The organism is Streptomyces sp. NPDC020996, assembly GCF_040641355.1.
Taxonomy (GTDB): domain Bacteria; phylum Actinomycetota; class Actinomycetes; order Streptomycetales; family Streptomycetaceae; genus Streptomyces.
The window spans coordinates 20,472-46,310 of the sequence record NZ_JBFADM010000006.1; the positions used below are offsets into that span (position 1 = coordinate 20,472).

The following is a 25,839-nucleotide window of genomic DNA, read 5'->3' on the forward strand; positions in this document are numbered from 1 at the left end:
CCGCGATCCACCGCTTCAGTCCATCGCCTCCGCCGACCACCAGTGGCCGACCGGCTCGGTCCACCACCTCGGCCGACCACATCGGTCCACCACCGCGATCCACCGCTTCAGTCCATCGCCTCCGCCGACCACCAGTGGCCGACCGGCTCGGTCCACCACCTCGGCCGACCACATCGGTCCACCACCGCAGTCCACCGCTTCAGTCCATCGCCTCCGCCGACCACCAGTGGCCGACCGGCTCGGTCCACCAGCTCTTCGCCTCCGGCTGCGCCACCGGGGACACCGGCGCCCGGGACGAGGGCCCGGCCCACGCCAGTGGCCGACCGGCTCGATCGACCGCATCAGCCGACCACCTCGATCGACCGCCTCGGTCCACTGCCTCGATCGACCGCCTCGGTCCGCCGTCTCGGCTGACCGCCAGTGGCCGACCGGCTCGATCGACCGCATCGGCCGACCACCTCGATCGACCGCTTCAGTCCGCCGCCGCGATCCGCCGCCTCGATGGACCGCTTCGATCGACCGCTTCGGCCGACCGGCTCGGTCCACCGCTTCGATCGACCACTTCGGCCGACCGCCACTGGCCGACCGGCTCGGTCCACCGCCTCGATCGACCGGCTCGGTCCTCCGTCAGTGGCCGGCTGCCTCGGTCGTACCGCCTCGGCCGGCTGCCTCGGTCGTACCGCCGCGATCGGCCGACTCAGGCGTCCTGTAGCACGAAGGACGTCTGTGCCTTCGTGAAGCCCGGTGCCTTCGCCTCCACCAGGTACGTCCCGGCCCCGGCCGAGCCGGCCGGAGGCGTGGCGCACTTCGGAGCGCTCGGCTTGCGGTCCCACTTCACGGTGTACGTGATGCTGCTGCCGGCGGGCGCCCGGAACACCAGGCTGCCGGAGCCCTTGGGGCAGTCTGCGGAGGACCAGTAGTCGTCGTCGCCGCCCGCCTTGGTGATCGTCAACACCGCGGTCCTGGGGCCGAGATCGACCTTGCAGTCGCTGCCGGAGGAGTTCGTCGCGGTCAGCAGGAGGGTGGGCGTCTGACCGGGCTCGTAGGCGTTGTGCAGGCTGCGCAGGCTCAACTTCACCGCGCTCGCGCCGCAGTCGGGCAGCGTCGAGCCGGCCGGGACCGTGTCGCCCGCACCGACGCCGGTGCCCAGGGCCGCGTCCGAGCCACCGCCCGTGCCGCCACCGGACCCGTCGGCGCCCCCGGAGCCGGAACCGGACCCGGAACCGGAATCCGATCCGGATCCGCTCCCGGTCCCGGAGGAATCGCCCCCGGAGTCCGAACTCCCTCCGGAGCCGGACCCGTTGGAGTCTCCGCCGCTGGACTCGTCGCGCCCGCCCGGCGCTTGGCTGATGGCGGGGCCCGAACCCGAAGGCCCGGCGGAGATCGTGGGCGCGGGAGTCCTGCCGTTCGCACCGTCGTCGCTCTTCTTGCCGCCACCGTCGTCCGATGTGACGAACCAGGTGATCAGCAGCGCCAACAGGGCGATCACGGACAGCAGTACGGCCCTCCGTCGCCAGTAGATGGAGGAGGGAAGCGGCCCGATCGGATTGCGCAGAGATCCCACGGCGCAAACTGTACGAGAGATCGGCACGTTAGCTTGCCCCACCCGCCGCTGGAGCCCCAACTTTTCCAGATCATCATCCCGGCACCACGACGCACCCGTGGGCACCGGGCGACGGCCGAACCGCGGCGGGCCATGGCAGGATCGGAACGCCATGACTGCGCCCACGAACACTCCCCCCAGCCAAGCCCCCGGCACGACGCTCCACTCCCCCGTCATCGCCTGGTTCGACGAGCACGCCCGCGACCTGCCGTGGCGCCGCCCGGAGGCCGGCGCCTGGGGCGTGATGGTCAGCGAGTTCATGCTGCAGCAGACGCCGGTGAGCCGTGTCCTGCCCGTCTACGAGCAGTGGCTGGCCCGCTGGCCCCGCCCCGCCGACCTCGCCAAGGAGGCCCCCGGCGAGGCCGTCCGCGCCTGGGGCCGGCTCGGCTACCCGCGCCGCGCCCTGCGCCTGCACGGCGCCGCGGTCGCCATAGCGGAACGGCACGGCGGCGACGTGCCGACCGACCACGCCCAGCTGCTCGCGCTGCCCGGCATCGGCGAGTACACGGCCGCGGCCGTCGCCTCCTTCGCCTACGGCCAGCGGCACGCCGTCCTCGACACCAACGTCCGCCGGGTCTTCGCGCGCGCGGTCACCGGCGTGCAGTACCCGCCGAACGCCACCACCGCCGCCGAACGCAGGCTCGCGCGCGCCCTGTTGCCCGAGGACGAGCGCACCGCCGCCCGCTGGGCCGCCGCCTCCATGGAGCTGGGCGCGCTGATCTGCACGGCCAGGAACGAGAGCTGCCACCGCTGCCCGATCGCCGCGCAGTGCGCCTGGCGGCTGGCGGGCAAGCCCGAGCACGACGGCCCGCCGCGCCGCGGGCAGACGTACGCGGGTACGGACCGCCAGGTCCGCGGCAAGCTGCTGGCCGTGCTGCGCGAGGCGCACGCGCCCGTCCCGCAGACGGTGCTCGACCGCGTGTGGCACGAGCCGGTGCAGCGCGCACGGGCGCTGGACGGGCTCGTCGCGGACGGTCTCGTGGAACCGCTGCCCGGCGGTCTGTACCGGCTGCCGCTCTCCTGACCGAGTACCACATCGCACTGAACCGGGGCAATTCGGTGCTCCCGCTTACCCCTTTCCTACTTCCGTTACACAACCGACGGACAGCTGATTGACAGTCGCGCGCTGCCTCGGACAGCGCCGTGACAACGCCTCCGTAGTTTCAACGGCGTACCGCGCACAGCGGTGCACACAGGGGAGCCGGCGGCGGGCGGGCCGGGAACGGGGAATCGGAGGCGGTTGATCATGGCGCAGGGCGAGGTGCTCGAGTTCGAGGAGTACGTCCGCACCCGGCAGGACGCGCTGCTGCGCAGCGCCCGCCGTCTGGTCCCGGACCCGGTGGACGCGCAGGACCTCCTCCAGACCGCGCTGGTGCGCACCTACGGCCGCTGGGAGGGCATCGCGGACAAGCGGCTCGCGGACGCCTACCTGCGCCGCGTGATGATCAACACGCGGACCGAGTGGTGGCGGGCGCGCAAGCTGGAGGAGGTGCCGACCGAGCAACTGCCGGACGCCTCCGTCGACGACTCCACCGAGCAGCACGCGGACCGGGCGCTGCTGATGGACGTCATGAAGGTGCTCGCTCCCAAGCAGCGCAGTGTGGTCGTGCTGCGACACTGGGAGCAGATGTCCACGGAGGAGACGGCCGCCGCCCTCGGCATGTCGGCCGGAACGGTCAAGAGCACGCTGCACCGGGCGCTCGCCCGGCTCCGCGAGGAGCTGGAGAGGCGCGAGCTGGACGCGCGGGCCCTGGAGCGTGAGGAGCGGGAGCGTTGCGCGGTCTGACCGGCGCGGGGCCCACGGGCAGGTGGGCCGTGCAGGCGGCGTTCACGGCGGTGGCCGTGTTCGCCGCCCTCGCGCTTTTCGCCTCCGGCTGCGCCACCGGGGGCACCGGCGCCCGGGACGAGGGCCCGGCCCACGCCGACTCGGTGGCGCCCGCCACCAAGTCGGTCACGCCCCGCACCGTCGGGGCCACCGGGCGCGTGGACGGGGTCGAGCTGGTCAAGGACGACCCCCGGATCTCGGCGGAGGTCAGGCGCGAGCTGAAGCCGTGCGTCGGCGACGAGTACCCGGTCGACGTGTCGTACGGCGACCTGACCGGAGGTTCCGCGGCGGACGTCGTGGTGAACGTGCTGACCTGCGGCGACGCGGTCGGAGTCGGCTCGTACGTGTACCGCGAGGAAGACGGGCGGTACGAGAACGTGTTCAAGGCCGAGGAGCCCCCGGTCTACGCGGAGATCGACCGCGGCGACCTGGTGGTGACCAAGCAGGTCTATGAGAAGGGCGATCCGGTGTCGAGCCCGTCCGGCGAGAACGTGATCACCTACCGATGGATCTCGGGCCGCTTCGCCGAGCGGTACCGCACGCACAACGACTACAGCAGCGCCGTCGGGGGCGACCCCTCGTCGACGCCGTGAACCGCTCGGACCCCCCGCGACGATGTGCCGGTGAACGCGCGGCACAATCACCGCGTCTCCTCAACAGAGACCCACGACACCGAGAACTGAGAGCGGGATGGCAGACCAGACCCACGTCCTGTTCGTCGAGGACGACGACGTCATCCGCGAGGCCACCCAGCTCGCCCTGGAGCGGGACGGCTTCGCGGTCACCGCGATGCCCGACGGACTGTCGGGGCTGGAGGCGTTCCGCGCCGACCGCCCCGACATCGCGCTTCTCGACGTCATGGTGCCCGGCCTCGACGGGGTGAGCCTGTGCCGCCGGATCCGGGACGAGTCGACGGTCCCCGTGATCATGCTGTCGGCGCGGGCGGACTCGATCGACGTCGTGCTGGGTCTGGAGGCGGGTGCCGACGACTACGTGACCAAGCCGTTCGACGGCGCCGTGCTGGTCGCGCGGATCCGGGCCGTGCTGCGCCGCTTCGGTCACGCCGGCGGCGGCGACAAGGCCGACGACGGGGTGACCGGCGGGGTGCTGACCTTCGGCGACCTGGAGGTCGACACCGAGGGGATGGAGGTGCGCCGGGCCGGGCAGCCGGTGGCGCTCACGCCGACCGAGATGCGGCTGCTGCTGGAGTTCTCCTCCGCGCCGGGCACGGTCCTGTCGCGCGACAAACTGCTGGAGCGGGTGTGGGACTACGGCTGGGGCGGGGACACGCGCGTGGTCGACGTGCACGTGCAGCGGCTGCGCACGAAGATCGGCCAGGACCGGATCGAGACGGTCCGCGGCTTCGGCTACAAGTTGAAGGCGTGAACGGGGACTTCAGGGACATGCGCGGCATCCTCCGGCGCCTGGGTACGGGCGCCGGCATCCGGACCGGCCTGCGGTGGAAGCTCAGTGCGGCCATCGCCCTGGTCGGCGCGCTGGTGGCGATCGCGCTGAGCCTGGTCGTGCACAACGCGGCCCGGGTGTCGATGCTGGACAACGCGCGCGACCTCGCCGACGAGCGGGTCCAGATCGCCCAGCGCAACTACGAGCTGTCCAGCCGGCCCAACTTCCCCAACGTCAAGATCGACGACCCGGAGCTGCCGCCGGCCCTGCGCGAGCGGGTCGAGCAGGGCCGGCGGGCGACCTACGTCAGCGAGCGGCCCAGGCGCGTGCCGGACATCTGGGCGGCCGTGCCGGTCAAGGACGGGCACGTGCTGTCGCTGCACACCGGGTTCACCGACCGCAGCATCGACATCCTGAAGGACCTCGACCAGGCTCTGGTGATCGGTTCCATCGCCGTCGTGCTGGGCGGCAGCGCGCTCGGCGTGCTGATCGGGGGGCAGCTCTCGCGCCGGCTGCGCAAGGCGGCGGCCGCGGCGAACGAGGTCGCCAGGGGTGAGCCGGACGTCCGGGTGCGGGACGCGATCGGCGGGGTCGTACGCGACGAGACCGACGATCTGGCGAGCGCGGTGGACGCCATGGCGGACGCGTTGCAGCAGCGGCTGGAGGCCGAACGCCGGGTCACCGCCGACATCGCGCACGAGCTGCGCACCCCGGTCACCGGGCTGCTGACGGCGGCCGAGCTGCTGCCTCCCGGCCGGCCGACCGAGCTGGTCCTGGACCGGGCGAAGGCCATGCGCACCCTCGTCGAGGACGTGCTGGAGGTGGCCCGCCTCGACGGCGCCTCCGAGCGGGCCGAGCTGCAGGACATCATGCTGGGCGACTTCGTCGCCCGGCGGGTGGCGGCCAAGGACCCGGACATCGAGGTACGGGTGGTGCACGAGTCGGAGGTGACGACCGACCCGCGGCGCCTGGAGCGCGTGCTGTTCAACCTGCTCGCCAACGCCGCCCGGCACGGCAGGCCGCCCATCGAGGTCACCGTCGAGGGCCGGGTCATCCGGGTGCGCGACCACGGGCCCGGTTTCCCCGCCGACCTGCTCGCCGAGGGCCCGAGCCGTTTCCGCACCGGCAGCCGGGACCGGTCCGGCCAGGGGCACGGGCTGGGCCTGACGATCGCGGCGGGGCAGGCGCGGGTGCTGGGCGCCCGGCTGACGTTCCGCAACGTACGGCCGGCCGGGGCGCCGGACCACGTGCCGGCCGAGGGCGCGGTGGCGGTGCTGTGGCTTCCGGAGCACGCACCGACGGACACCGGCAGCCACCCGCTGCTGCCGTAGATCACCCCGGGCGAAGCCCTCACACCTCCGCCAGCAGCAGTTCCTCCCCTCTCGACGGCCGTACGCCGTCCGTCCGGCCCGCGAAATAGCGTTCCGTGAGTTCCTCCGCCGGCACGTGCCGGGTGTCGCGGAAACCGGCCTCCGCGGCGAGCGCCCGGATCTCCGGCGGCCCGAAGAAGCTGAGGAAGGGCGTGCCGGAGGCACGGGCGCCCTTCATCGCGGCCCGCAACTGCGCCCGTTCCTCCGGCTCGACGTCGTCCGGCGGCCGCAGGAAGGTCGTGACGAGCGTCGAGCCCGCGGCGAGCGTGGCCACGCGCCGGAAGGTGTCCGCGACCGCGTCCCGGGTGAGGTACATGGTGACGCCCGTGGAGGCCACCACGGCGGGGCGGCCCGGGTCGAGTCCGGCCGCGAGCAGCCGCCCCCACCAGTCGCCCTCGAAGTCGACCGGCACGAACCGCAGCCCCTCGGGGACGCCGAGGCCGAGTTCCGCGAGGCGGCGCCGTTTCCAGGCCTGCGGGCCGGGCCGATCGACCTCGAAGACCCGCAGCCGGGCGGCGAGGTCCGGCCGCCGCTGGGCGAAGGTGTCCAGACCGGCGCCGAGGACGACGTACTGGTCCACGCCCTGCCCGGCCCGTTCCTCGACCAGGTCCTCCGCGAAGCGGGCCCGCGCCACGATGGACGCCCGGACCCGGCGCGTGGCCCGTTCGTCCATGTCGGGCCGGTCCCGCCAGTCGTCGCCGACGTCCGCGAGACGCAGGCCGAGTTCGTCCCGCAGCACGTGCGGCGGCGGGTCGGCGCGGACGTGCAGGGCCCGCCAGAGGGCGACCCGCACGGCCGTGTGGTCGGGCGCCGCGGTCTCCGGCCCGCCGGTCCCGCCTGTCACGCCCAGTCCTTGGAGAGGTCGAGGTCGCCCTCGCGGGGCTGGCTGAGGGAGAACCAGTCGCCGGAGTCGTCGCGGAGCACCGCCTCCGCGCCGTACGGGCGCTCCTGCGGCTCGTGCAGGAACTCCACGCCCCGGTCCTTGAGCTTCTTGTAGTCGCCGTGGACGTCGTCCGTGGTCAGGACGCCCCCGCTGAGGACGCCTTCGGCGAGCAGCTTGGTGAGCCCCTTGATCATCGCGTCGCTCCTGTCGGCGGTCGTGCCTGCACGGCCACCGTAGGCAGCAGTGCCGTCAGGTCGCCTCTCCGGAATTGTGGTGCGCGGTGCCGGGTCCGCGGCGGAAGCCGCCCGCCCAGGGCATGGCGTAGCACCCCGGTATTAGGGCGGCGCCGCGTCCCCCGTGTCTCGTCCGGTACTCGCTGGGGGTCAGCCCGGTCCACGCCTTGAACAGGGTGGAGAACGTGCCCACGCTGCCGAAGCCGACCAGGTGGCAGATCTCGGTCACCGACAGGCCGGCCGTGCGCAGCAGGTCCTCGGCGCACTCCATGGGGCGGTGCGTCAGGTACCGGCCGGGCGTCTGGCCGTACGCCTCCTTGAAGGCCCGTACGAAGTGGTAGCGCGGATATCCGGCGTGCGCGGCGACCGCGTCCAGGTCCGGTGCGGAGTCGGACCAGTCACGCTCCATGGCGTCCTTCGCCAGCCGCAACTGCCGCATCTTGTCCATGGGGCCGATGGTGGCACGCGGGTCTGACACCGGGCCCGGCACCGGGTCTGGTCTGACACCGGGTCTGACACCGGCCCCGGCACCGGGCCCGGCATGCCTTCCCGGGCAGGGCGAGGACGGCCGAAGACCCCCGGGGCGGACACGCGCCGGGGGTCTTCAGGTCTGGACCAATGGGCTTCAGTGGGCCTGATTCAGTGGGCCTGGATCAGTGGGACTGGATCAGTCGGTCCGGTTCGGTGCGGGCTCACACGGCCTCGGCCAGCGGGGCGGCCGCCTCCGTGGCGTCGGCCGGGCTCTCGCCCGTCTTCGGTCCTGCTCCCTTCAGCGGGACCTCCTTCACGAACAGGGCGGCCACCAGCACCAGCACGGCGATCACGGAGCCCAGCAGGAACGCCGAGTGCGTACCGGCGGACACCGCGTGCTGGTACGCCTCGCGGGCCGCGGCCGGCAGCTTGGCCAGGCTCGCCGCGTCGAGCTGCGCGGACTGCTCGGTGATCTTCGATCCCAGCGCCCCGGCCCGCTCCGACATGACGTCCTGGACCCGGTTGTTGAACAGGGCGCCCATGATGGCGACGCCGAAGGAGGAACCGAGCGTGCGGAACAGGGTGGTCGAGGAGGACGCGACGCCCATGTCCCTCATCTGCACGCTGTTCTGCGCGACCAGCATGGTGATCTGCATCAGGCAGCCCATGCCCAGGCCCAGTACGGCCATGTACACGCCGGAGGTGAGGCGCGAGGTCCCGGTGTCCATCAGCGACAGCAGGTACAGCCCGGTGATCATCAGCACGCCGCCGGCGATCGGGAAGACCTTGTAGCGGCCGCTGCTGGTGGTGACCCGCCCGGCGACCATCGACGTCACCAGCATCGCGCCGAGCATCGGCAGGAGCAGCAGCCCGGAGTTGGTCGCGGACGCGCCCTGCACCGACTGCTGGTACAGCGGCAGGAAGAGGGTCGCACCGAACATCACGAAGCCGGTGATGAAGCCGATGACGGACATCAGCGTGAAGTTGCGGCTGCGGAAGATGTGCAGCGGCACGACCGGCTCCGCGGCCTTGGTCTGCCAGAACACGAACCCGACGAGCGCGGCGACGCCGATCCCGATCAGCTCCATGATCCGCGCCGAGCTCCAGGCGTACTCCGTGCCGCCCCAGGTGGTGACGAGGACGATGGAGGTGATGCCGACGGTCAGCAGGACGACGCCGAGATAGTCGATGCCCGCCTTCGACCGCTTCCTGGGCAGGTGCAGCACGGCGCTGATCAGGCCGAGGGCCACCACGCCGAGCGGCAGGTTGATGTAGAACGCCCAGCGCCAGCCCCAGTTGTCGGTGATGGTGCCGCCGACCAGCGGTCCGGCGATCATCGCGATCGCCATGATGCCGGCCATCATGCCCTGGTACTTGCCGCGCTCCCGCGGCGGGATCAGGTCGCCGATGATCGCCATGACGCCGACCATCAGACCGCCGGCGCCCAGGCCCTGGACCGCCCGGAAGCCGATCAGCTCGCCCATGTTCTGGGCCATGCCGCTGAGCGCGGACCCGATCAGGAAGATCACGATCGAGGTCATGAAGGTGGCCTTGCGGCCGTACATGTCACCGAGCTTGCCCCAGACCGGGGTGGCCGCCGCGGTCGCGAGGGTGTAGGCCGTCACCACCCACGACAGGTGCTGCAGTCCGCCGAGCTCGCCCACGATCGTCGGCATCGCGGTGCCCACGATCATGTTGTCGAGCATCGCGAGCATCATCGTGATCATCAGCGCGAAGAGGACGACCCGAACGCTCCTGGGTTTCTTCCCAGCCTCCGGGCCGGCCGTGTCGGCCTGCCGTGTGTCCGCCATCTTTTCCACTCCCCCAGAACAACAGCTACTTACTTGCCGCCCGGCAAGTTGACTAGAATAGTGAAGGTAGACCCGCAACTAGCCGGGCGTCAAGTAAGTATTCATCGGGGGACGAGGATGGGCGGCACGATGGACGGCACCAAGCGGCAGCGCCGCGGCAACACCCGCCAGCGCATCCAGGACGTGGCGCTCGAACTCTTCGCCGAGCAGGGCTACGAGAAGACCTCGCTGCGCGAGATCGCCGAGCACCTGGACGTCACCAAGGCGGCGCTGTACTACCACTTCAAGACGAAGGAAGAGATCCTCGTCAGCATCTTCGAGGACCTCTCCCAGCCGATCGAGGACCTGATCGAGTGGGGCCGGCAGCAGCCCCGGTCGCTGGCCGTCAAGCAGGAGCTCATCCGCCGTTACAGCGAAGCGCTGGCCGAGGCGTCCCCGCTCTTCCGCTTCATGCAGGAGAACCAGGCGACGGTGAAGGAACTGCGCATCGGCGAGATGTTCCGCCACCGCATGCTCGGCATGCGCGACATCCTGATGGACCCCGACGCCGAACTGATCGACCAGGTGCGCTGCGTCAGCGCGATGTTCACGCTGCACGCCGGGATGTTCGTCCTCAACGACATCGAGGCCGACCCCGAGGAGAAGCGCAGGGCCGTCCTCGAGGTCGCCACGGACCTGGTCACGCGGGCCCACGAGGGGACGCACCCGTCGTAGGCCCGCCCCGCGGCCCCGGACCGCCCCCGAACGCGGTCCTGACGGCCCTGACCGGCTCTGACCGGCCCTGACCGGCTCTGACCGGCTCTGACCGGCCCTAGACGGTCACGCCCTTGGCGCGCAGGAACGCGACCGGGTCGACGGCCGACCCGTAGTCCGGGGTCGTACGGATCTCGAAGTGCAGGTGCGGGCCGCTGGAGTTGCCGGTGTTGCCGGAGCGCGCGATGTGCTGGCCGGTGGCGACGACCTGGCCGACCCGTACGTCTATCCGGGACAGGTGCGCGTACTGCGAGTACGTGCCGTTGCCGTGCCGGATGACGATGGCGTTGCCGTACGCGGGCCCGTCGCCGGCGCCGTTCCCGCCGGCCTTCACCACGGTGCCGCCGTGCGCGGCGACGACGTCCGTGCCGCTGGGCACGGCGAAGTCCTGCCCGCTGTGGGTGGACTGCCACATGCTGCCGGCCTGGTTGAAGCTCGCGGACAGCTTGTAGTTCTTCACCGGGTGGACCCAGGAGGCGGCCTTCTTGGCGGCGGCCTGGGCGGCGACGGCGCTCGCCGCGCCGGGGGCGGAGCCGGTGTCGGCGGCGACCGCGACCCCGGCCCCCAGCACGACCGACGCCCCGAGGCCGGCGGCCAGGACGGCCGCGCGGGTGCGCAGCAGGGACGTACGGGCGGAACGGGACGAGACAGACGTGGACATGGGACCCCTCGGGGGACGGCGGCAGAAAAAGGCCACCCGGCGCACGAGCGGCCGCCGGATGGGCGATTCATTGGTAACCCCCGGATCCGCGAAGCCCAAAAAACGCGATCTACGACGATCGCTAGTACTTCACCTCAAATGTTTTTCCTTCTTGACAGAACACCCATGGCGCATGAATCGCCCCATAAAGCCACAACCCACACCCACCCCTTGAGGGAAATATCCCTTTTGTTCATTGCGCCGGACCCACTAACCGCCCTAGTAACGGACAAATCGCCTGTGCGGCATATCACCGGCGCACGCCCCCCGGCGCCCCCGCGACGTGACCGGCGCCACCCGCCCCGGTGAGCCGCGCCGAGCCGCGCCGGGGCGTGCTCGGCGCTTCATCCGGCGCACACCTCTTCCCACTTACCGCCCAGTAACCTTACGGTTCCCCTCGCGCCATCCGCGCCGACGAGCATGCACCCGACAACAGCAGCGTCACGGACCTGAGAGGAACCCCCACCCATGACAGGACGACGCCCCCTGGCCCGCCGCACCACCGTCACCGCGGTCGCCGCGGCCGCCCTGGTGGCACTGGCCGCCCCCGCCGACGCCACGACGGCCACGAGCACCGCGACCGCCGCCGGGGACGTCGACCACGCGACCTGGCAGCAGGACTGCCAGGCGGTGATGGACCAGGCCCTGCCGTACCTGAAGGCGCGCATCGCCGCCGCGAAGCCGGGCGAGAAGCAGGCGATCGTGTTCGACGTCGACAACACGACCCTGGAGACCGACTTCGGCTTCAGCTACCCGCAGCCGGCCAACAAGCCGGTCCTGAACGTCGCGAAGTACGCCCAGGAGCACGGCGTCTCCCTGTTCTTCGTGACGGCCCGCCCCGGCATCATCTACCTGCCCACCGAGTACAACCTCGAGTACGACGGCTACGACGTCTCCGGCCTCTACGTCCGCGGCCTGCTCGACCTCTTCAAGGACGTCGCCGCCTACAAGACCGCCCAGCGCGTCGCCATCGAGAACAAGGGCTACACGATCATCGCGAACATCGGCAACAGCGCCACCGACCTGTCGGGCGGCCATGCCGAGAAGACGTACAAGCTGCCGGACTACGACGGGCAGCTGTCGTAGCCGTACGGCGGCATGCGCGAGGGGCCGGTGCCCGAAGGCACCGGCCCCTCTCACGTGCCGTGAGGCTTACGCCTCCTTGCTCAGGTTCGGCCCGGCACCGCCGGCCGCCTGCTCGATCGGCGGGACGTCCGGCAGCGCCGACTTCTCCTCACCCCGGAAGGTGAAGGTCTTGGCGTCGCCCTCGCCCTCGGTGTCCACGACCACGATGTGACCGGGACGCAGCTCGCCGAAGAGGATCTTCTCCGACAGCGAGTCCTCGATCTCGCGCTGGATGGTCCGGCGCAGCGGCCGGGCGCCCAGCACGGGGTCGTAGCCCTTCTTGGACAGCAGTTCCTTGGCGGACTGGGAGAGCTCGATGCCCATGTCCCGGTCCCGCAGGCGCTCGTCCACCTTGCCGATCATCAGGTCGACGATCCGCAGGATGTCGGCCTGGGTCAGCTGCGGGAAGACGACCACGTCGTCGACACGGTTGAGGAACTCGGGGCGGAAGTGCTGCTTGAGCTCGTCCGACACCTTGTTCTTCATGCGCTCGTAGTTGGTCTTCGTGTCGCCCGAGGCGGCGAAGCCCAGGTTGAAGCCCTTGGAGATGTCCCGGGTGCCGAGGTTGGTCGTCATGATGATGACCGTGTTCTTGAAGTCCACGACCCGGCCCTGGGAGTCGGTCAGGCGACCGTCCTCCAGGATCTGCAGCAGCGAGTTGAAGATGTCCGGGTGGGCCTTCTCGACCTCGTCGAAGAGGACGACGGAGAACGGCTTGCGGCGGACCTTCTCGGTCAGCTGGCCGCCCTCTTCGTAGCCCACGTAGCCGGGGGGCGAACCGAACAGCCGCGACACCGTGTGCTTCTCGCTGAACTCCGACATGTCGAGGGAGATCAGCGCGTCCTCGTCACCGAAGAGGAACTCCGCGAGCGCCTTGGACAGCTCGGTCTTACCGACACCGGACGGGCCGGCGAAGATGAACGAACCACCCGGACGCTTCGGGTCCTTCAGACCGGCGCGGGTACGGCGGATCGCCTTCGACAGCGCCTTGACGGCGTCGTCCTGGCCGATGACCCGCTTGTGGAGCTCGTCCTCCATGCGGAGCAGGCGGCTGGACTCCTCCTCGGTCAGCTTGAAGACCGGGATGCCGGTGGCCGTGGCGAGGACCTCGGCGATCAGCTCGCCGTCGACCTCGGCGACGACGTCCATGTCGCCGGCCTTCCACTCCTTCTCCCGCTTGGCCTTGGCGGCCAGCAGCTGCTTCTCCTTGTCGCGGAGCGAAGCGGCCTTCTCGAAGTCCTGCGAGTCGATCGCGGACTCCTTGTCGCGGCGGACACCGGCGATCTTCTCGTCGAACTCGCGCAGGTCCGGCGGCGCGGTCATCCGGCGGATGCGCATCCGCGAGCCGGCCTCGTCGATCAGGTCGATCGCCTTGTCCGGCAGGAAGCGGTCCGAGATGTACCGGTCGGCCAGGGTGGCGGCCTGCACCAGCGCCTCGTCCGTGATGGAGACCCGGTGGTGGGCCTCGTACCGGTCACGCAGACCCTTGAGGATCTCGATCGTGTGCGGCAGGGACGGCTCGGCGACCTGGATGGGCTGGAAGCGGCGCTCGAGGGCCGCGTCCTTCTCCAGGTGCTTGCGGTACTCGTCCAGGGTGGTCGCGCCGATGGTCTGCAGCTCACCGCGGGCCAGCATCGGCTTCAGGATCGAAGCCGCGTCGATGGCGCCCTCGGCGGCACCCGCGCCGACGAGCGTGTGCAGCTCGTCGATGAACAGGATGATGTCGCCGCGGGTGCGGATCTCCTTGAGCACCTTCTTCAGGCGCTCCTCGAAGTCACCGCGGTAGCGGGAGCCGGCGACCAGCGCGCCGAGGTCCAGGGTGTAGAGGTGCTTGTCCTTGAGGGTCTCGGGCACCTCGCCCTTGACGATGGCCTGGGCGAGGCCCTCGACGACGGCGGTCTTGCCGACGCCGGGCTCACCGATCAGCACCGGGTTGTTCTTGGTACGGCGGGACAGCACCTGCATGACCCGCTCGATCTCCTTCTCGCGCCCGATGACCGGGTCGAGCTTGGACTCACGAGCGGCCTGGGTGAGGTTCCGGCCGAACTGGTCGAGGACCAGGGACGTCGAGGGGGTGCCCTCGGCAGGACCGCCGGCGGTGGCCGTCTCCTTGCCCTGGTAACCGGACAGCAGCTGGATCACCTGCTGCCGCACGCGGTTGAGGTCTGCGCCCAGCTTGACCAGGACCTGGGCGGCGACGCCCTCGCCCTCGCGGATCAGGCCGAGCAGGATGTGCTCCGTGCCGATGTAGTTGTGGCCCAGCTGAAGGGCCTCGCGGAGCGACAGCTCCAGGACCTTCTTGGCACGGGGGGTGAAGGGGATGTGCCCGGACGGGGCCTGCTGGCCCTGGCCGATGATCTCCTCCACCTGCTGGCGGACCGCCTCGAGCGAAATCCCGAGGCTCTCAAGGGCCTTGGCGGCGACACCCTCACCCTCGTGGATCAGGCCCAGGAGGATGTGCTCGGTGCCGATGTAGTTGTGGTTGAGCATCCGGGCTTCTTCCTGAGCCAGGACGACAACCCGCCGCGCGCGGTCGGTGAACCTCTCGAACATCGTTAATCGCTCCTCAGAGCGGTCAGGCAGTGGGGGGAACTTCCCCTCCCTGTCCTTCCGCAGCTTAGTCCCGCAAGCGGGGACCGCTCATTCCAACTGCCGACACCGGCCCGAGAACCAACACTGCCTCCTGACCCCGAACGCCGACATCTCTTCCAACCCGATGGTGCGAGACGATGTTCCCGCAGGCCAGGCACTTACCCCCACCATCAGTACGCCGATGGCGAACGTGAGACGCCTCGTCCTGCGTGTCGCCCCCTCCCACTAGGGATGTCTTACCCGCAGGGGCGGACAGTCCATGCCGCGCGCACCGGTTCCCTCCGCTATGGGCGAACAACCTTGCGCCTCCCCGCACCCCCCGCGCGCCCCCCGTCCGGCACTCTGCGCAACCAGGGGAAGCCACAGCGTGACTTCGGGGCCCCCTCGGCGGTTGCACCTGGCATGGTCGGCAGCCTCCCTCCGGTCACCACGGATGTCGCGAACGCCACAAACGGGACGAAGGTCACGGTCCCGCTCCCCCGCCGCCCGCTCGGCCCGGGCGCCGGTGTCCGCGACTGGTACGAGAACGAACTGGGGTGGCCCACGGTGCCCGCGGTGCGCGGGGAACCCGGGAACCCCGGATCCGCTGTGCGGCTCGCGGTGGGCGTACGTTTCGACGTCCTGGACGTCCCGGCCGAGGCGGGCCGCGCGGGCCTCAGGCATCTCGCGCCGCGGTCACCGGTGGCCGTGCAGGGCGGAAGGATGCGGCTGCTGGTGGCCGCGGGCAGCGCGGAGGAGCTGTCCGGGCTGCTGGACTGGCTGGAGTGGGGAGCGCTGGCGCTCGACCTGACGGCGCTCGGCGAGGGCGACGCGATGGACGCTCCGCCGCCCCCCGGGCCGGAGCGGGCCGGAGCGCGGCCGCCGTCGCCGGGCGCCCCCGGCACCGTGCAGGGGGCCGCCGTGTGGCTGCGGCCCCCCGGGCCGGGATGCGAGGTCGAGGCCTCGCTGCCGACGCTGTCGGCCATGGGGGGCCGGGAGGGCGCCCCCGATCTCGTACGACTCGTGAACACGGTGGCGACGCAGTGCCACCGGATCCGCCTGCGTCGCGCCCGTGCTCAGGCGTTGGCCTTCTCGTAGGCCTCGCGGATGGACGCGGGGACGCGGCCGCGGTCGTTGACCTCGTAGCCGTTCTCCTTCGCCCAGGCGCGGATCTGCGCGGTGTCCTGGCTGCCGCCGGAAGCGGCGCGGGCCTTTCCGCGCCCGCCCGAAGAACGGCCTCCGGTACGACGACCGCCCTTCACGTAAGGCTCGAGAAGGCCGCGAAGCTTGTCCGCATTGGCGGTCGTGAGATCGATCTCGTACGTCTTGCCGTCCAACGCGAACGTGACAGTCTCGTCCGCCTCGCCGCCGTCGAGGTCGTCGACAAGAAGGACCTGAACCTTCTGTGCCACCGGATTTCCTTTCATTCATGACTTGTGGGCCGGGGGTCTGCGGCGTCCGCCGTTTCGCCGTCCCCTGTTATATGCAGTACTGCAGTACGTCGGAAAGCAAACCGCTTTTGCCGGAAAAACACAAACCCCCGGGAGAGACCGGCAGACCCGACCCGGACCGGAAACATGCGCGTTTCGGACATAGGGAACCTGGGCAGAGCTCCGGACGGAATACTCCGCGGTGATCGGCGATCACAGATGCAGAAGCATCCGGCTGTTGCCCAAGGTGTTCGGTTTCACTCGCTCCAGGCCGAGGAACTCGGCGACGCCCTCGTCATAGGAACGCATCAGCTCCGCGTAGACGTCGGTGTCGACGGGCGTCTCGCCGATCTCGACGAAGCCGTGCTTGCCGAAGAAGTCGACTTCGAAGGTCAGGCAGAAAACGCGGCGAACGCCGAGCCAGCGCGCGGTCTGCAGCAACTTCTCCAGCAACTGATGGCCGACGCCGGCACCCTTCAGACCGGGCTTGACCGCGAGAGTGCGCACTTCCGCGAGGTCTTCCCACATCACGTGCAGCGCACCGCAGCCGACCACCTCGGCGTTGTCGTCCCGTTCCGCCACCCAGAACTCCTGGATGTCCTCGTAAAGCGTCACCGTCGCTTTGTCGAGCAGGATGCGGTCGCGGACGTAGGCGTCAAGGAGACGGCGCACGGCCGGAACATCGCTGGTGCGGGCCCGCCGCACGGTGATGGCTTTAGCGCCGACTTCGGGACTCGCGGACGAGGGGCTCTCTCGGGACATGACCGGACGCTATCGCCCGCCCCCCTGCGGCGCGGAGCCGGGGTTCTCCTCCGCTTCGGGTGTTTCCGGTCCCTGGACGATGCGGACGGCGTCCCACAGGGCCTGCCGCTGTTCGTCGCTCATCATGCCGAAGAAGGCGACGAGAGCGGCCGCGGGGTTGTCGCTCTGGGACCAGGCGTCGTTCATGAGGGCGGCGGCGTAGGCGGCCCGGGTGGAGACGGCCTCATATCGATAGGCCCGGCCTTCCGCCTCGCGGCGCACCCAGCCCTTCTGATGGAGATTGTCCAAAACGGTCATCACCGTGGTGTAGGCGATGGTCCGCTCCCGCTGAAGGTCTTCCAGGACTTCTCGAACGGTCACCGGGCGGTTCCACTTCCACACCCGTGTCATGACCGCGTCTTCGAGTTCTCCCAATGGGCGGGGCACACCTCAGCACCCTAGTGGGAGATCCCGCCATTCGCGTGCCGAACCGGCACTTATATCAGCAAACGCGACAAAAAGGGCGTACGACCGCTCGCGGACGCGTGCAGTCGCGGACGCGGCAGTCGTACGCCGGTGGGGGTGCCGTCGGCCGGGCGTCAGCCGTCGGTCCGCGCGGGGGCCTGGCGGGCCGCCTCCGCCTGCGCGATGGCGGCGTCGACGGCCGCGTCCTCCTTGGCCTTGTTGGCCCCGCCCTGGGTCTTCACGATCACCCTGATCACGCCGATGAAGAACACGGCCATGACGACCGGGGGCAGGAGCGCGGAGACGTAGTCCATGCACCCAGGTTAACCACGGGGCGGCGGACGGGCGGGGCGGGGTCTTTCAGACCGCGGTGAGCTGGCGGGGGCGGTTCGGCGGCGGCGCGGGGCTCGGTTTGCGGCGCGGGAAGACCTCGCCGGGGGTGGGGATGGGGCGCGGCGGCTTCGGGGCGGCCGGGGCCGGCTCGGGGGCGGGCGGCTTCTCCGCGGGCTTCTCCGGCCGCTCGGCGGGATCCTGGTGCGCGGCACTGGCGATGTCGTCGGTACCGTCGGCGCCGTCGGCCGAGAGGCCGCCCGGAAGGGCCGTGAGGCGGACGCGGGAGGCGGGGACCACCGGGACGGCCGGGGGCGCCGCCCGGCGTGCGAGGCGGGCGCGTACGTCCTGTTCCGCGAGGACCTGGCAGCGGTCCAGCAGGGCGGCGGCCACCGGACTGCCGCGCAGGGCCCGCAGGGCGGCGAGGTCGTCGGGGTGCGGACGGTAGCCGGAACCCAGCACCTCCTCCAGCAGCGCGAGATAGCCGGTGGCGGTCCCGGGCAGCGCGGCGCGGTAGCGGGCGAGATCGGCCACCAGGAAGGCGCGCAGCCGGGCGCCCTCGCGCATCGCCTCGTCGAGGGACTCGGCGAGGCGGAGGCAGTCCTGGACTTCCTCGGCCGAGGCGGTTTCGGGGCGGAGGGCGAGGGCGAGAGCGCGGCGGAGCACACGCAGCTCCTCCGCGCCGAACGCCATGCCGCCGCGGGATCCGTATGGCGTGGGCATGTGCCGACGATACGCGCTAATCAGACAAAACCGACATAAAACAGGCCGTGTCGGGCGTGGGCGCCGCACCGCGCCCCTGCGCCTCCGCGCTGCTCGCTCCCCTGCGCCTCCGCGCCTCTGCGCCCCCGCGGCCGGCTACAGGCGCGACGCGTTCCGCTCGTACACCAGCCGCAGTCCGATCAGGGTCAGCCACGGCTCGTGCTCGTCGATCACCGAGGACTCGCCCAGCACCATGGGCGCCAGACCGCCGGTCGCGATCACCGTCACGTCGTCCGGGTCGTCCGCCAGCTCGCGCGCCATCCGGCTCACCACGCCGTCCACCTGGCCGGCGAACCCGTAGACGATGCCGGCCTGCATCGCCTCCACCGTGTTCTTGCCGATCACGTGCCGCGGCCGGGCGACCTCGATCTTGCGCAGCTGGGCGCCCTTGACGCCGAGCGCCTCGACCGAGATCTCGATGCCGGGCGCGATGACACCGCCGACGTACTCCCCGCGCGCGGAGACCGCGTCGAACGTCGTCGCCGTACCGAAGTCCACGACGATCGCGGGGCCGCCGTAGAGTTCGACCGCCGCGACCGCGTTGATGATGCGGTCGGCGCCGACCTCCTTGGGGTTGTCGGTGAGGATGGGCACCCCCGTCTTCACGCCGGGCTCGACGAGCACCGCGGGCACGTCGCCGTAGTAGCGCCGCGTGACCTCGCGCAGCTCGTGCAGCACCGACGGGACGGTCGCGCAGATGGCGATGCCGTCGATGCCGTCGCCGAGGTCGTCCCCGAGCAGCGGGTGCATGCCCATCAGGCCCTGCAGCAGCACCGCCAGCTCGTCCGCCGTGCGGCGCGCGTCCGTCGAGATGCGCCAGTGCTCGACGATGTCCTCACCGTCGAACAGGCCGAGGACCGTGTGCGTGTTTCCCACGTCGATGGTGAGGAGCATGGCCGTTACTCCGCCGCGCGCAGGTCGAGGCCGATGTCCAGGATCGGCGAGGAGTGGGTGAGGGCGCCCACGGCCAGGTAGTCCACGCCCGTCTCGGCGTACGCGCGCGCGTTGTCGAGGGTCAGGCGGCCCGACGCCTCCAGGGCCGCGCGGCCGTGGACGAGGGCCACGGCCTCCTCGCACTCGCCGGGGGTGAAGTTGTCCAGCAGGATCAGGTCGGCGCCCGCGTCGACGACCTCCCGCAGCTGGTGCAGCGTGTCGACCTCGACCTCGATCGGCACCTCGGGGAAGGCCTCGCGCACGGCCTTGAACGCCTGGGCGACACCGCCGGCGGCGACCACGTGGTTGTCCTTGACCAGCGCCGCGTCCGACAGCGACATGCGGTGGTTGACGCCCCCGCCGCAGCGGACGGCGTACTTCTCCAGGGAGCGCAGGCCGGGCGTGGTCTTGCGGGTGTCGCGCACCCGCGCACCGGTGCCCTGGAGGGTGTCGGCCCACGCGCGCGTGGCGGTGGCGATGCCCGACAGGCGGCACAGCAGGTTGAGGGCGCTGCGTTCGGCGGTGAGCAGGTCACGCGTGCGCGTGGTGACCGAGAGCAGCTTCTGTCCCGCCGCCACGCGGTCGCCGTCCTCGACGTGCCGCTCGACCTCGAACTCGTCCGTGCAGACCACCGAGAGCACCGCCTCGGCGACCCTGAGCCCTGCGACGACGCCCGCCTCGCGCGCGGTGAAGTCGCCGGTGGCGACGGCGTCCTCGGGGATCGTCGCGACCGTGGTCACGTCCACGCCGTGGGCGAGGTCCTCCTGGATGGCGACGTTGGCGATGTCCTCGACCTCCACGGGGTCGAGTCCGGCGTCCGCCAGGAGCTGGGCGAGCGCGGGGTCGAGCCCGCACTCGAGGTATTCCGCGGCTTCCGCGTCGGCTTCCGCGCCGCAGGCACAGCCGTCGCCGCAGCCGCCGGTGGACGCGAGGGGGAGGTCGGGGGTGCTCACTTGTGTCACTGCTCCTGAAGGCGCTGCCGGGTCGGGGGGAAGTCTGCGGTATCGGTGGTGCGCACGGCGAGTGTGCGGTCGGGATTCAGCCGTACGACGATGTGCCGGCGCCAGGCGGCGTCGTCGCGCTCCGCGTGGTCCTCGCGCCAGTGGCAGCCGCGGGTCTCCTCGCGCAGCTCCGCCGCGGCGACCAGGACGCGGGCCACGCACAGGAGGTTGGTGGCCTCCCAGGTGTCGACGCCGGGCTCGGCGGTCTTGCCGTTCTCGGCGAGCGCGTCGCGGGCGTCGGTGTGCAGGCGCTCCAGCTGGCCGGCGGCCCTGGCGAGGGAGGCGGCGGAGCGCAGGACGCCCGCGCCGTCCGTCATGATCCGCTGGATCGCGAAGCGCGCCTCGGGCTCCAGCAGGGGGTGGACCGGCTCCTCGGGATGCCCGGCCGGCTCCGGCCCGCGGGCGTGGCGGCCGCCGCGCGCGCCGCTGTCCGCGCCGGCGGACGCGCCGTCGGACGCGCCGTCGGACGCGCCGTCGGACGGGGCGTCGGACGCGCCGTCGGACGCGCCGTCGGACGGGGCGTCGGACGTGACGCCGGACGCGGCGCCGGCGGCGATGCCGGCGGCGGCGATGTCGGCGGCGATCCGCTCGGCGTAGACGAGGCCCTCCAGGAGGGAGTTGGACGCGAGCCGGTTGGCGCCGTGCACGCCGGTGCAGGCGACCTCGCCGCACGCGTACAGGCCCGGGACGGTCGTCCGCCCGTGGGAGTCCGTGCGCACGCCTCCGGATGCGTAGTGGGCCGCCGGGGCGATCGGGATGGGTTCGGTGACCGGGTCGATGCCGTGGGCGCGGCAGGCGGCGAGGATCGTCGGGAAGCGGTGCTCCCACATCTCGGCGCCGAAGTGCCGGGCGTCGAGGAACATGTGCTCGGCGTCCTGCTCCTGCATACGGCGCATGATGCCCTTGGCGACGATGTCCCGGGGCGCGAGTTCGGCCAGTTCGTGCTGGCCGACCATGAACCGCACCCCGTCCGCGTCCACCAGGTGGGCGCCCTCGCCGCGTACCGCCTCGGAGACGAGCGGCTGCTGGCCCTCGGCGTCCGGGCCGAGGAACAGCACGGTCGGGTGGAACTGGACGAACTCCAGGTCGGAGACCTCCGCGCCGGCCCGCAGCGCGAGCGCCACGCCGTCGCCGGTGGACACCGACGGGTTGGTGGTGGCGGAGAAGACCTGGCCCATGCCGCCGGTCGCGAGCACCACCGCGGGCGCGTGCACGGCGCCCACGCCGTCGTGCTGGCCCTCGCCCATGACGTGCAGGGTGACGCCCGCGGTACGGCCGTCGGCGTCGGTGAGCAGGTCCAGGACGAGGGCGTTCTCGATCGTGCGCACGCCCGCCCGTCGCCCGCCGCCGCCCTCGGCCCGGAGCGCTTCGCGCTTGCCCCGCTCGGCCGCGCGCACCGCCTCGACCAGCGCCCGGGAGATCTCCGCGCCGGTCGCGTCGCCGCCCGCGTGCGCGATGCGGCGGCGGTGGTGGCCGCCCTCGCGGGTGAGCTCGATGCCGCCCTCGTCGTCGGTGTCGAAGTGGGCGCCGGTGGAGATCAGGCGGCGTACGGCGTCGGGCCCCTCGGTGACGAGGATCCGTACCGCTTCCTCGTCGCACAGGCCCGCGCCGGCGACCAGGGTGTCGTCCAGGTGCTGTTCGGGGGTGTCGCCCTCGCCGAGGGCCGCGGCGATGCCGCCCTGGGCCCAGCGGGTGGAGCCGTCGTCGAGACGGGCCTTGGTGACCACGACGGTCTCCAGGCCGGCCGCCGCGCAGCGCAGGGCGGTCGTCAGTCCGGCCACTCCGGAGCCGACGACGACCACGTCCGCGGAGATGGACCACCCGGGCGCGGGCGCGAACAAGCGGGGGCGAGCGCGAAGCGCTCCCGCTCGAGGGTCGTGGGCGACGGGCGGGCGTATGCCTGTGCTGGTCACGAGGCGGCTCCGAAGGTGAGGGGGATGTTGTCGATCAGCCGGGTCGCCCCGACCCGGGCGGCGACGGCGAGAACCGCCTCGCCGGTGAAGCCGTCCTCGATCTCGGTGAAGTCGGACGGGTCGACGAGCGCCAGGTAGTCCAGTTCCAGCGGCGGGGACAGCCGGGCCGCGTCGTCGAGGACCAGGCGGGCGGCCGCGCGGACGGCCGACGGGGCGCCGAGGAAGGCACGGCCCTCGGCGTCGTGGCCCGGGGCGGCGGCGGGCGACGTGCGGGCCTGGGCGACGGCGTGCGCGTCGGCCGCGGCCCTCGACTCCCCTATCGCGCTGAGGGCCTCGGCACGCGCGTGCGTGGCGGGCACCTCGCGGGCACGCGCGCGCAGCGCCTCCTGGGCGGCGTGCCGGTCGCGGCCCGCGAACAGCGCGCGCGAGAGCGCGAGCGCCGTGCGGCGCTCATCGAGCGAGAGGTAGCGGTTGCGGCTGGACAGCGCCAGGCCGTCGTCCTCGCGCACGGTCGGCACGGCGACGATCTCGACGCCGAAGTTCAGGTCCCGCACCATGCGGCGGATCAGGGCGAGCTGCTGGGCGTCCTTCTGGCCGTACAGGGCGACGTCGGGGCGGGTGAGGTGCAGCAGCTTGGCGACGACGGTGAGCATCCCGTCGAAGTGGCCGGGGCGCGAGGCGCCCTCCAGACGCTCGCCCATGGGGCCCGCGCTGACGCGGACCTGGGGCTCGCCGCCGGGGTAGACCTCGTCCACGGAAGGGGCGAACACGACGTCCGCCCCGGCCCGCTCGGCCACCTCCAGGTCGGCGTCCAGGGTGCGGGGGTAGCGGTCGAGGTCCTCGCCCGCGCCGAACTGCAGCGGGTTGACGAAGACGGTGACGACGACCTCCCCGTCCGGTCCGGCGATCCCGCGCGCCGTGCGGACCAGGGAGGCGTGGCCCTCGTGCAGGGCGCCCATGGTCATCACGACGGCGCGACGGCCGGTACGCGTGCGTGCGTGCAGTTCGTCCGCAGTGCGCAGCAAGGTGATGCTCATCGGACGTCCCCCTCGGCGCCGCCGGTCCCCCCAGTACCACCGGTCCCACCGGTCCCACCGGTCCCGCCGGTCCCGTCGGCGAGCACCCCGAGCAGGTCCTCGGCCAGTTCCGGCTTCAGCAGTCCGTGGGCGAGCGCCCGGTCGGCGGTCGCGCGGGCCATCGCGAGGTAGCCGGCCACGGTCTGGGGGGCGTGCGTGCGCAGTTCGGCGACGTGCGCGGCGACGGTGCCCGCGTCCCCCCGGGCGACGGGGCCGGTGAGAGCCGCGTCGCCGGAGCGCAGGGCGTTGTCCAGGGCCGCGCCGAGCAGCGGGCCGAGCATCCGGTCGGGTGCCTCGACGCCGGCGGCGCGCAGCAGCTCCATGGACTGGGCGACCAGCGTGACGAGGTGGTTGGCGCCGAGCGCGAGCGCCGCGTGGTAGAGCGGGCGCATCGGCTCGGCGATCCATTCCGGTTCGCCGCCCATCTCGATGACGAGGGCCTCCGCGGCCAGCCGCAGTTCGTCGGGCGCGGTGACGCCGAAGGAGCAGCCGGCCAGGCGCTGGACGTCCACCGGGGTCCCGGTGAAGGTCATCGCCGGGTGCAGGGCGAGCGGGAGGGCGCCCGCGCGCAGGGCGGGGTCCAGGACCCGTACGCCGTAGCGCCCCGAGGTGTGGACGAGCAGCTGGCCCGGCCGGACGGCGCCGGTGTCGGCGAGGCCCTCGACGAGTCCGGGCAGGGCGTCGTCGGGGACGGTCAGCAGGACGAGATCGGCGCGCTGGAGCACCTCGGCGGGCGGCACCAGCGGCACGTCGGGGAGCAGCTCCGCGGCTCGCCGCCTGGAGGCGTCGGACACTCCGGAGACGGCCACCGGGCGGTGTCCGGCGAGCTGGAGGGACGCGGCGAGCGCGGGGCCCACGCGGCCGGCGCCGACGACGCCGACGGTGAGCCGCGCGGGGCGGTCCTGGGGATCTGGCTGTTGGCTTGTACTCACGCGACGGCGGCCTTCCCGTTCCAGTCCGCTTCGGGTACCGGACGATTTCTCGTCATGCTAACGCGATCGGTCCGCGGGGCGGCCGGTTGTCCACAGGCTGTGGGTTTCCGCACGTCACCGTGCGCGCGCGTGCCGGTGCGGAAATGCGCGTGCCCGCGAGGGACGGCGCGCGGCATGATCCGGGGCATGACCGAGAGCGCGGAGCAGGGCGGGCAGGGAAGCGAGCCGGGGAAGCACTCGGCGGAGCGGCTGCCGGAGGGACATTCGGCGAAGGAACATTCGGCGGAGGAAGGTCCGGCGGAGGAACATTCGGCGGAGCAGCCGGAGCCGCTGTCGGACGAAGAGCGGCGCGTGCAGCGCTACAAGCGGCGCATGAGCGCCTACCGGAGCGCGCGGGTGCTGTCGCGCCCCGGTTTCCGGGGCACCCTGAGGGAGCGGCTCGCGCTGCTGGACGCGGCCCCGGACCTGTACGACCTCGACGAGGCGTCGGACGTCTACGGCGACGGCGTCGTGGAGGCCCTGGAGCGGAAGGTCGCCGTGCTGCTCGGCAAGGAGGCGGCCGCCTTCTTCCCCACCGGCACGATGGCCCAGCAGGTGGCCCTGCGCTGCTGGGCCGGCCGCACCGGCGCCGAGGCCGTCGCGCTGCACGCGATGTCCCACCCCGAGGTGCACGAACGCCATGCCCTCAGCCAGGTCAGCGGTCTGCGCCCGGTCCGGCTGACCGGCGAGCCGCGCCAGCCGACCGCCGACGAGGTGCGCGACTTCGCCGAGCCCTTCGGGGCGCTGATGCTGGAGTTGCCCCTGCGGGACGCCGGATTCCTGCTGCCGTCCTGGGAGGAGCTGTGCGAGGTCGTGGCGGCGGCGCGCGAGCGTGACGCGGTGGTGCACTTCGACGGCGCGCGCCTGTGGGAGTCCGCCGTCCACCTCGGCCGGCCGCTCGACGAGATCGCGGACCTGGCGGACAGCGTGTACGTCTCCTTCTACAAGTCGCTCGACGGCTACGGCGGCGCGGCGCTCGCCGGACCGAAGACGCTGGTCGACGAGGCGAGGACCTGGCGCCACCGGTACGGCGGGCAGGTCTTCCAGCAGTTCCCGACCGCGCTGTCGGCGCTCGCCGGTCTGGAGCGCGAACTGCCCCGGCTGCCCGAGTACGTGCGCCACGCGCGCGTGGTGGCCGCCGCGCTGCGCGAGGGCTTCGCGGCGGCCGGGCTGCCCTGGGCGCGCGTACATCCCGAGCTGCCGCACACCAACGCGTTCCAGGTCTGGCTGCCCTACGACCCCGACGTGGTCGCCGAGGCGGCCGTCCGGCAGGCCGAGGAGACGAACACGCTGCTGTTCATGAACCCCTGGGACGCCAAGGGCCCCGCGGTGGCGTACACGGAGGTCGACGTACGCGCCGCGGGCCTGGAGTGGACGGCCGGCGACGTGAAGGCGGCGGTCACGCAGTTCGTCGCCCGGCTGAAGGAGGAGGTGGGCGAGCAGCAGGCGGGCGAGTGAAGCGCTGCCC

General features: G+C 72.0%; 26 protein-coding genes. 9 read left to right on the plus strand and 17 right to left on the minus strand.

The window, feature by feature from the left end:
* Window positions 1-697: 697 nt before the first annotated feature.
* Window positions 698-1,564: a hypothetical protein gene (locus tag AB0G63_RS06455; RefSeq protein WP_360745204.1), complete on the minus strand. Its 867-nt coding sequence runs from the start codon at window positions 1,562-1,564 to the stop codon at window positions 698-700.
* 151 nt (window positions 1,565-1,715) lie between these two features.
* Between AB0G63_RS06455 and AB0G63_RS06460 the strand changes: the two genes are divergently transcribed.
* The 5 genes from AB0G63_RS06460 to cseC all read left to right on the plus strand — a co-directional run bounded on the left by AB0G63_RS06460 (window position 1,716) and on the right by cseC (window position 6,163).
* Window positions 1,716-2,627 carry an A/G-specific adenine glycosylase gene (locus AB0G63_RS06460; protein WP_360745207.1) on the plus strand — a complete coding sequence of 304 codons (912 nt, stop codon included), beginning with the start codon at window positions 1,716-1,718 and terminating at the stop codon, window positions 2,625-2,627.
* 222 nt (window positions 2,628-2,849) lie between these two features.
* Complete coding sequence (locus AB0G63_RS06465) at window positions 2,850-3,389, plus strand: SigE family RNA polymerase sigma factor (RefSeq protein ID WP_360745210.1); 540 nt, start codon at window positions 2,850-2,852, stop codon at window positions 3,387-3,389.
* Window positions 3,377-4,021 (plus strand): hypothetical protein, encoded by a 645-nt coding sequence (locus AB0G63_RS06470; protein WP_360745213.1) that lies wholly within the window; start codon window positions 3,377-3,379, stop codon window positions 4,019-4,021. The genes AB0G63_RS06465 and AB0G63_RS06470 overlap by 13 nt, the downstream gene beginning before the upstream one ends.
* A gap of 97 nt (window positions 4,022-4,118) precedes the next feature.
* The gene (gene cseB, locus AB0G63_RS06475; RefSeq protein WP_360745215.1) at window positions 4,119-4,814 is read left to right on the plus strand and encodes a two-component system response regulator CseB; all 696 of its coding nucleotides are present in this window, start codon (window positions 4,119-4,121) and stop codon (window positions 4,812-4,814) included.
* 17 nt (window positions 4,815-4,831) lie between these two features.
* A complete protein-coding gene (gene cseC, locus AB0G63_RS06480; protein ID WP_360745722.1) occupies window positions 4,832-6,163 on the plus strand; it encodes a two-component system sensor histidine kinase CseC in 1,332 nt (443 codons plus the stop codon).
* Window positions 6,164-6,182: 19 nt separating this feature from the next.
* Here the strand turns inward: cseC and AB0G63_RS06485 are convergent, their stop codons facing one another.
* The 4 genes from AB0G63_RS06485 to AB0G63_RS06500 form a co-directional block, all read right to left on the minus strand.
* Complete coding sequence (locus AB0G63_RS06485; RefSeq protein ID WP_360745218.1) at window positions 6,183-7,046, minus strand: class I SAM-dependent methyltransferase; 864 nt, start codon at window positions 7,044-7,046, stop codon at window positions 6,183-6,185.
* Complete coding sequence (locus AB0G63_RS06490) at window positions 7,043-7,279, minus strand: VOC family protein (protein ID WP_360745221.1); 237 nt, start codon at window positions 7,277-7,279, stop codon at window positions 7,043-7,045. The genes AB0G63_RS06485 and AB0G63_RS06490 overlap by 4 nt, the downstream gene beginning before the upstream one ends.
* Before the next feature lie 55 nt (window positions 7,280-7,334).
* Window positions 7,335-7,757, minus strand: a complete 423-nt coding sequence (locus AB0G63_RS06495) for a helix-turn-helix transcriptional regulator (protein ID WP_360745725.1) — start codon at window positions 7,755-7,757, stop codon at window positions 7,335-7,337.
* Window positions 7,758-8,010: 253 nt separating this feature from the next.
* On the minus strand, window positions 8,011-9,600 hold the full coding sequence (locus tag AB0G63_RS06500) for an MDR family MFS transporter (protein ID WP_360745224.1): 1,590 nt from the start codon (window positions 9,598-9,600) through the stop codon (window positions 8,011-8,013).
* Between the two features lie 117 nt (window positions 9,601-9,717).
* Here AB0G63_RS06500 and AB0G63_RS06505 point away from each other — a divergent pair, with 117 nt between their 5' ends.
* On the plus strand, window positions 9,718-10,314 hold the full coding sequence (locus tag AB0G63_RS06505; RefSeq protein WP_360745226.1) for a helix-turn-helix domain-containing protein: 597 nt from the start codon (window positions 9,718-9,720) through the stop codon (window positions 10,312-10,314).
* Between the two features lie 97 nt (window positions 10,315-10,411).
* On the opposite strand, the gene AB0G63_RS06510 is transcribed toward AB0G63_RS06505, so the two are convergent.
* On the minus strand, window positions 10,412-11,014 hold the full coding sequence (locus tag AB0G63_RS06510) for a M23 family metallopeptidase (protein WP_360745229.1): 603 nt from the start codon (window positions 11,012-11,014) through the stop codon (window positions 10,412-10,414).
* Between the two features lie 507 nt (window positions 11,015-11,521).
* Here AB0G63_RS06510 and AB0G63_RS06515 point away from each other — a divergent pair.
* On the plus strand, window positions 11,522-12,139 hold the full coding sequence (locus AB0G63_RS06515; protein WP_360745232.1) for an HAD family acid phosphatase: 618 nt from the start codon (window positions 11,522-11,524) through the stop codon (window positions 12,137-12,139).
* 66 nt (window positions 12,140-12,205) lie between these two features.
* On the opposite strand, the gene AB0G63_RS06520 is transcribed toward AB0G63_RS06515, so the two are convergent.
* Window positions 12,206-14,731 (minus strand): ATP-dependent Clp protease ATP-binding subunit, encoded by a 2,526-nt coding sequence (locus AB0G63_RS06520; protein WP_360745235.1) that lies wholly within the window; start codon window positions 14,729-14,731, stop codon window positions 12,206-12,208.
* A 441-nt stretch (window positions 14,732-15,172) separates the two neighbouring features.
* On the opposite strand from AB0G63_RS06520, the gene AB0G63_RS06525 reads away from it, so the two are divergent.
* Window positions 15,173-15,847, plus strand: a complete 675-nt coding sequence (locus tag AB0G63_RS06525) for an SCO3374 family protein (RefSeq protein ID WP_360745238.1) — start codon at window positions 15,173-15,175, stop codon at window positions 15,845-15,847.
* Here AB0G63_RS06525 and AB0G63_RS06530 read toward each other — a convergent pair.
* The 10 genes from AB0G63_RS06530 to AB0G63_RS06575 form a co-directional block, all read right to left on the minus strand.
* Window positions 15,826-16,161 (minus strand): Lsr2 family protein, encoded by a 336-nt coding sequence (locus AB0G63_RS06530; RefSeq protein WP_360745728.1) that lies wholly within the window; start codon window positions 16,159-16,161, stop codon window positions 15,826-15,828. The genes AB0G63_RS06525 and AB0G63_RS06530 overlap by 22 nt on opposite strands.
* A 231-nt stretch (window positions 16,162-16,392) precedes the next feature.
* Complete coding sequence (locus AB0G63_RS06535; protein ID WP_360745240.1) at window positions 16,393-16,941, minus strand: amino-acid N-acetyltransferase; 549 nt, start codon at window positions 16,939-16,941, stop codon at window positions 16,393-16,395.
* 9 nt (window positions 16,942-16,950) lie between these two features.
* A complete protein-coding gene (locus tag AB0G63_RS06540) occupies window positions 16,951-17,355 on the minus strand; it encodes a BlaI/MecI/CopY family transcriptional regulator (RefSeq protein WP_351895597.1) in 405 nt (134 codons plus the stop codon).
* 164 nt (window positions 17,356-17,519) lie between these two features.
* Complete coding sequence (locus AB0G63_RS06545; RefSeq protein ID WP_360745243.1) at window positions 17,520-17,699, minus strand: hypothetical protein; 180 nt, start codon at window positions 17,697-17,699, stop codon at window positions 17,520-17,522.
* Window positions 17,700-17,745: 46 nt separating this feature from the next.
* Window positions 17,746-18,408 carry a hypothetical protein gene (locus AB0G63_RS06550; RefSeq protein ID WP_360745731.1) on the minus strand — a complete coding sequence of 221 codons (663 nt, stop codon included), beginning with the start codon at window positions 18,406-18,408 and terminating at the stop codon, window positions 17,746-17,748.
* Window positions 18,409-18,573: 165 nt separating this feature from the next.
* Complete coding sequence (locus AB0G63_RS06555; protein WP_360745246.1) at window positions 18,574-19,371, minus strand: type III pantothenate kinase; 798 nt, start codon at window positions 19,369-19,371, stop codon at window positions 18,574-18,576.
* 5 nt (window positions 19,372-19,376) lie between these two features.
* Window positions 19,377-20,363 (minus strand): carboxylating nicotinate-nucleotide diphosphorylase, encoded by a 987-nt coding sequence (gene nadC, locus AB0G63_RS06560; protein ID WP_360745248.1) that lies wholly within the window; start codon window positions 20,361-20,363, stop codon window positions 19,377-19,379.
* Between the two features lie 5 nt (window positions 20,364-20,368).
* The gene (locus tag AB0G63_RS06565; protein WP_360745734.1) at window positions 20,369-22,309 is read right to left on the minus strand and encodes an L-aspartate oxidase; all 1,941 of its coding nucleotides are present in this window, start codon (window positions 22,307-22,309) and stop codon (window positions 20,369-20,371) included.
* A gap of 11 nt (window positions 22,310-22,320) precedes the next feature.
* The gene (gene panC / locus AB0G63_RS06570) at window positions 22,321-23,361 is read right to left on the minus strand and encodes a pantoate--beta-alanine ligase (RefSeq protein ID WP_360745251.1); all 1,041 of its coding nucleotides are present in this window, start codon (window positions 23,359-23,361) and stop codon (window positions 22,321-22,323) included.
* Complete coding sequence (locus AB0G63_RS06575; protein WP_360745254.1) at window positions 23,358-24,332, minus strand: DUF2520 domain-containing protein; 975 nt, start codon at window positions 24,330-24,332, stop codon at window positions 23,358-23,360. Before AB0G63_RS06575 ends, panC begins: the two co-directional genes overlap by 4 nt.
* Window positions 24,333-24,518: 186 nt before the next feature.
* Between AB0G63_RS06575 and AB0G63_RS06580 the strand changes: the two genes are divergently transcribed.
* The gene (locus tag AB0G63_RS06580) at window positions 24,519-25,829 is read left to right on the plus strand and encodes a beta-eliminating lyase-related protein (protein ID WP_360745257.1); all 1,311 of its coding nucleotides are present in this window, start codon (window positions 24,519-24,521) and stop codon (window positions 25,827-25,829) included.
* Window positions 25,830-25,839: the final 10 nt, after the last annotated feature.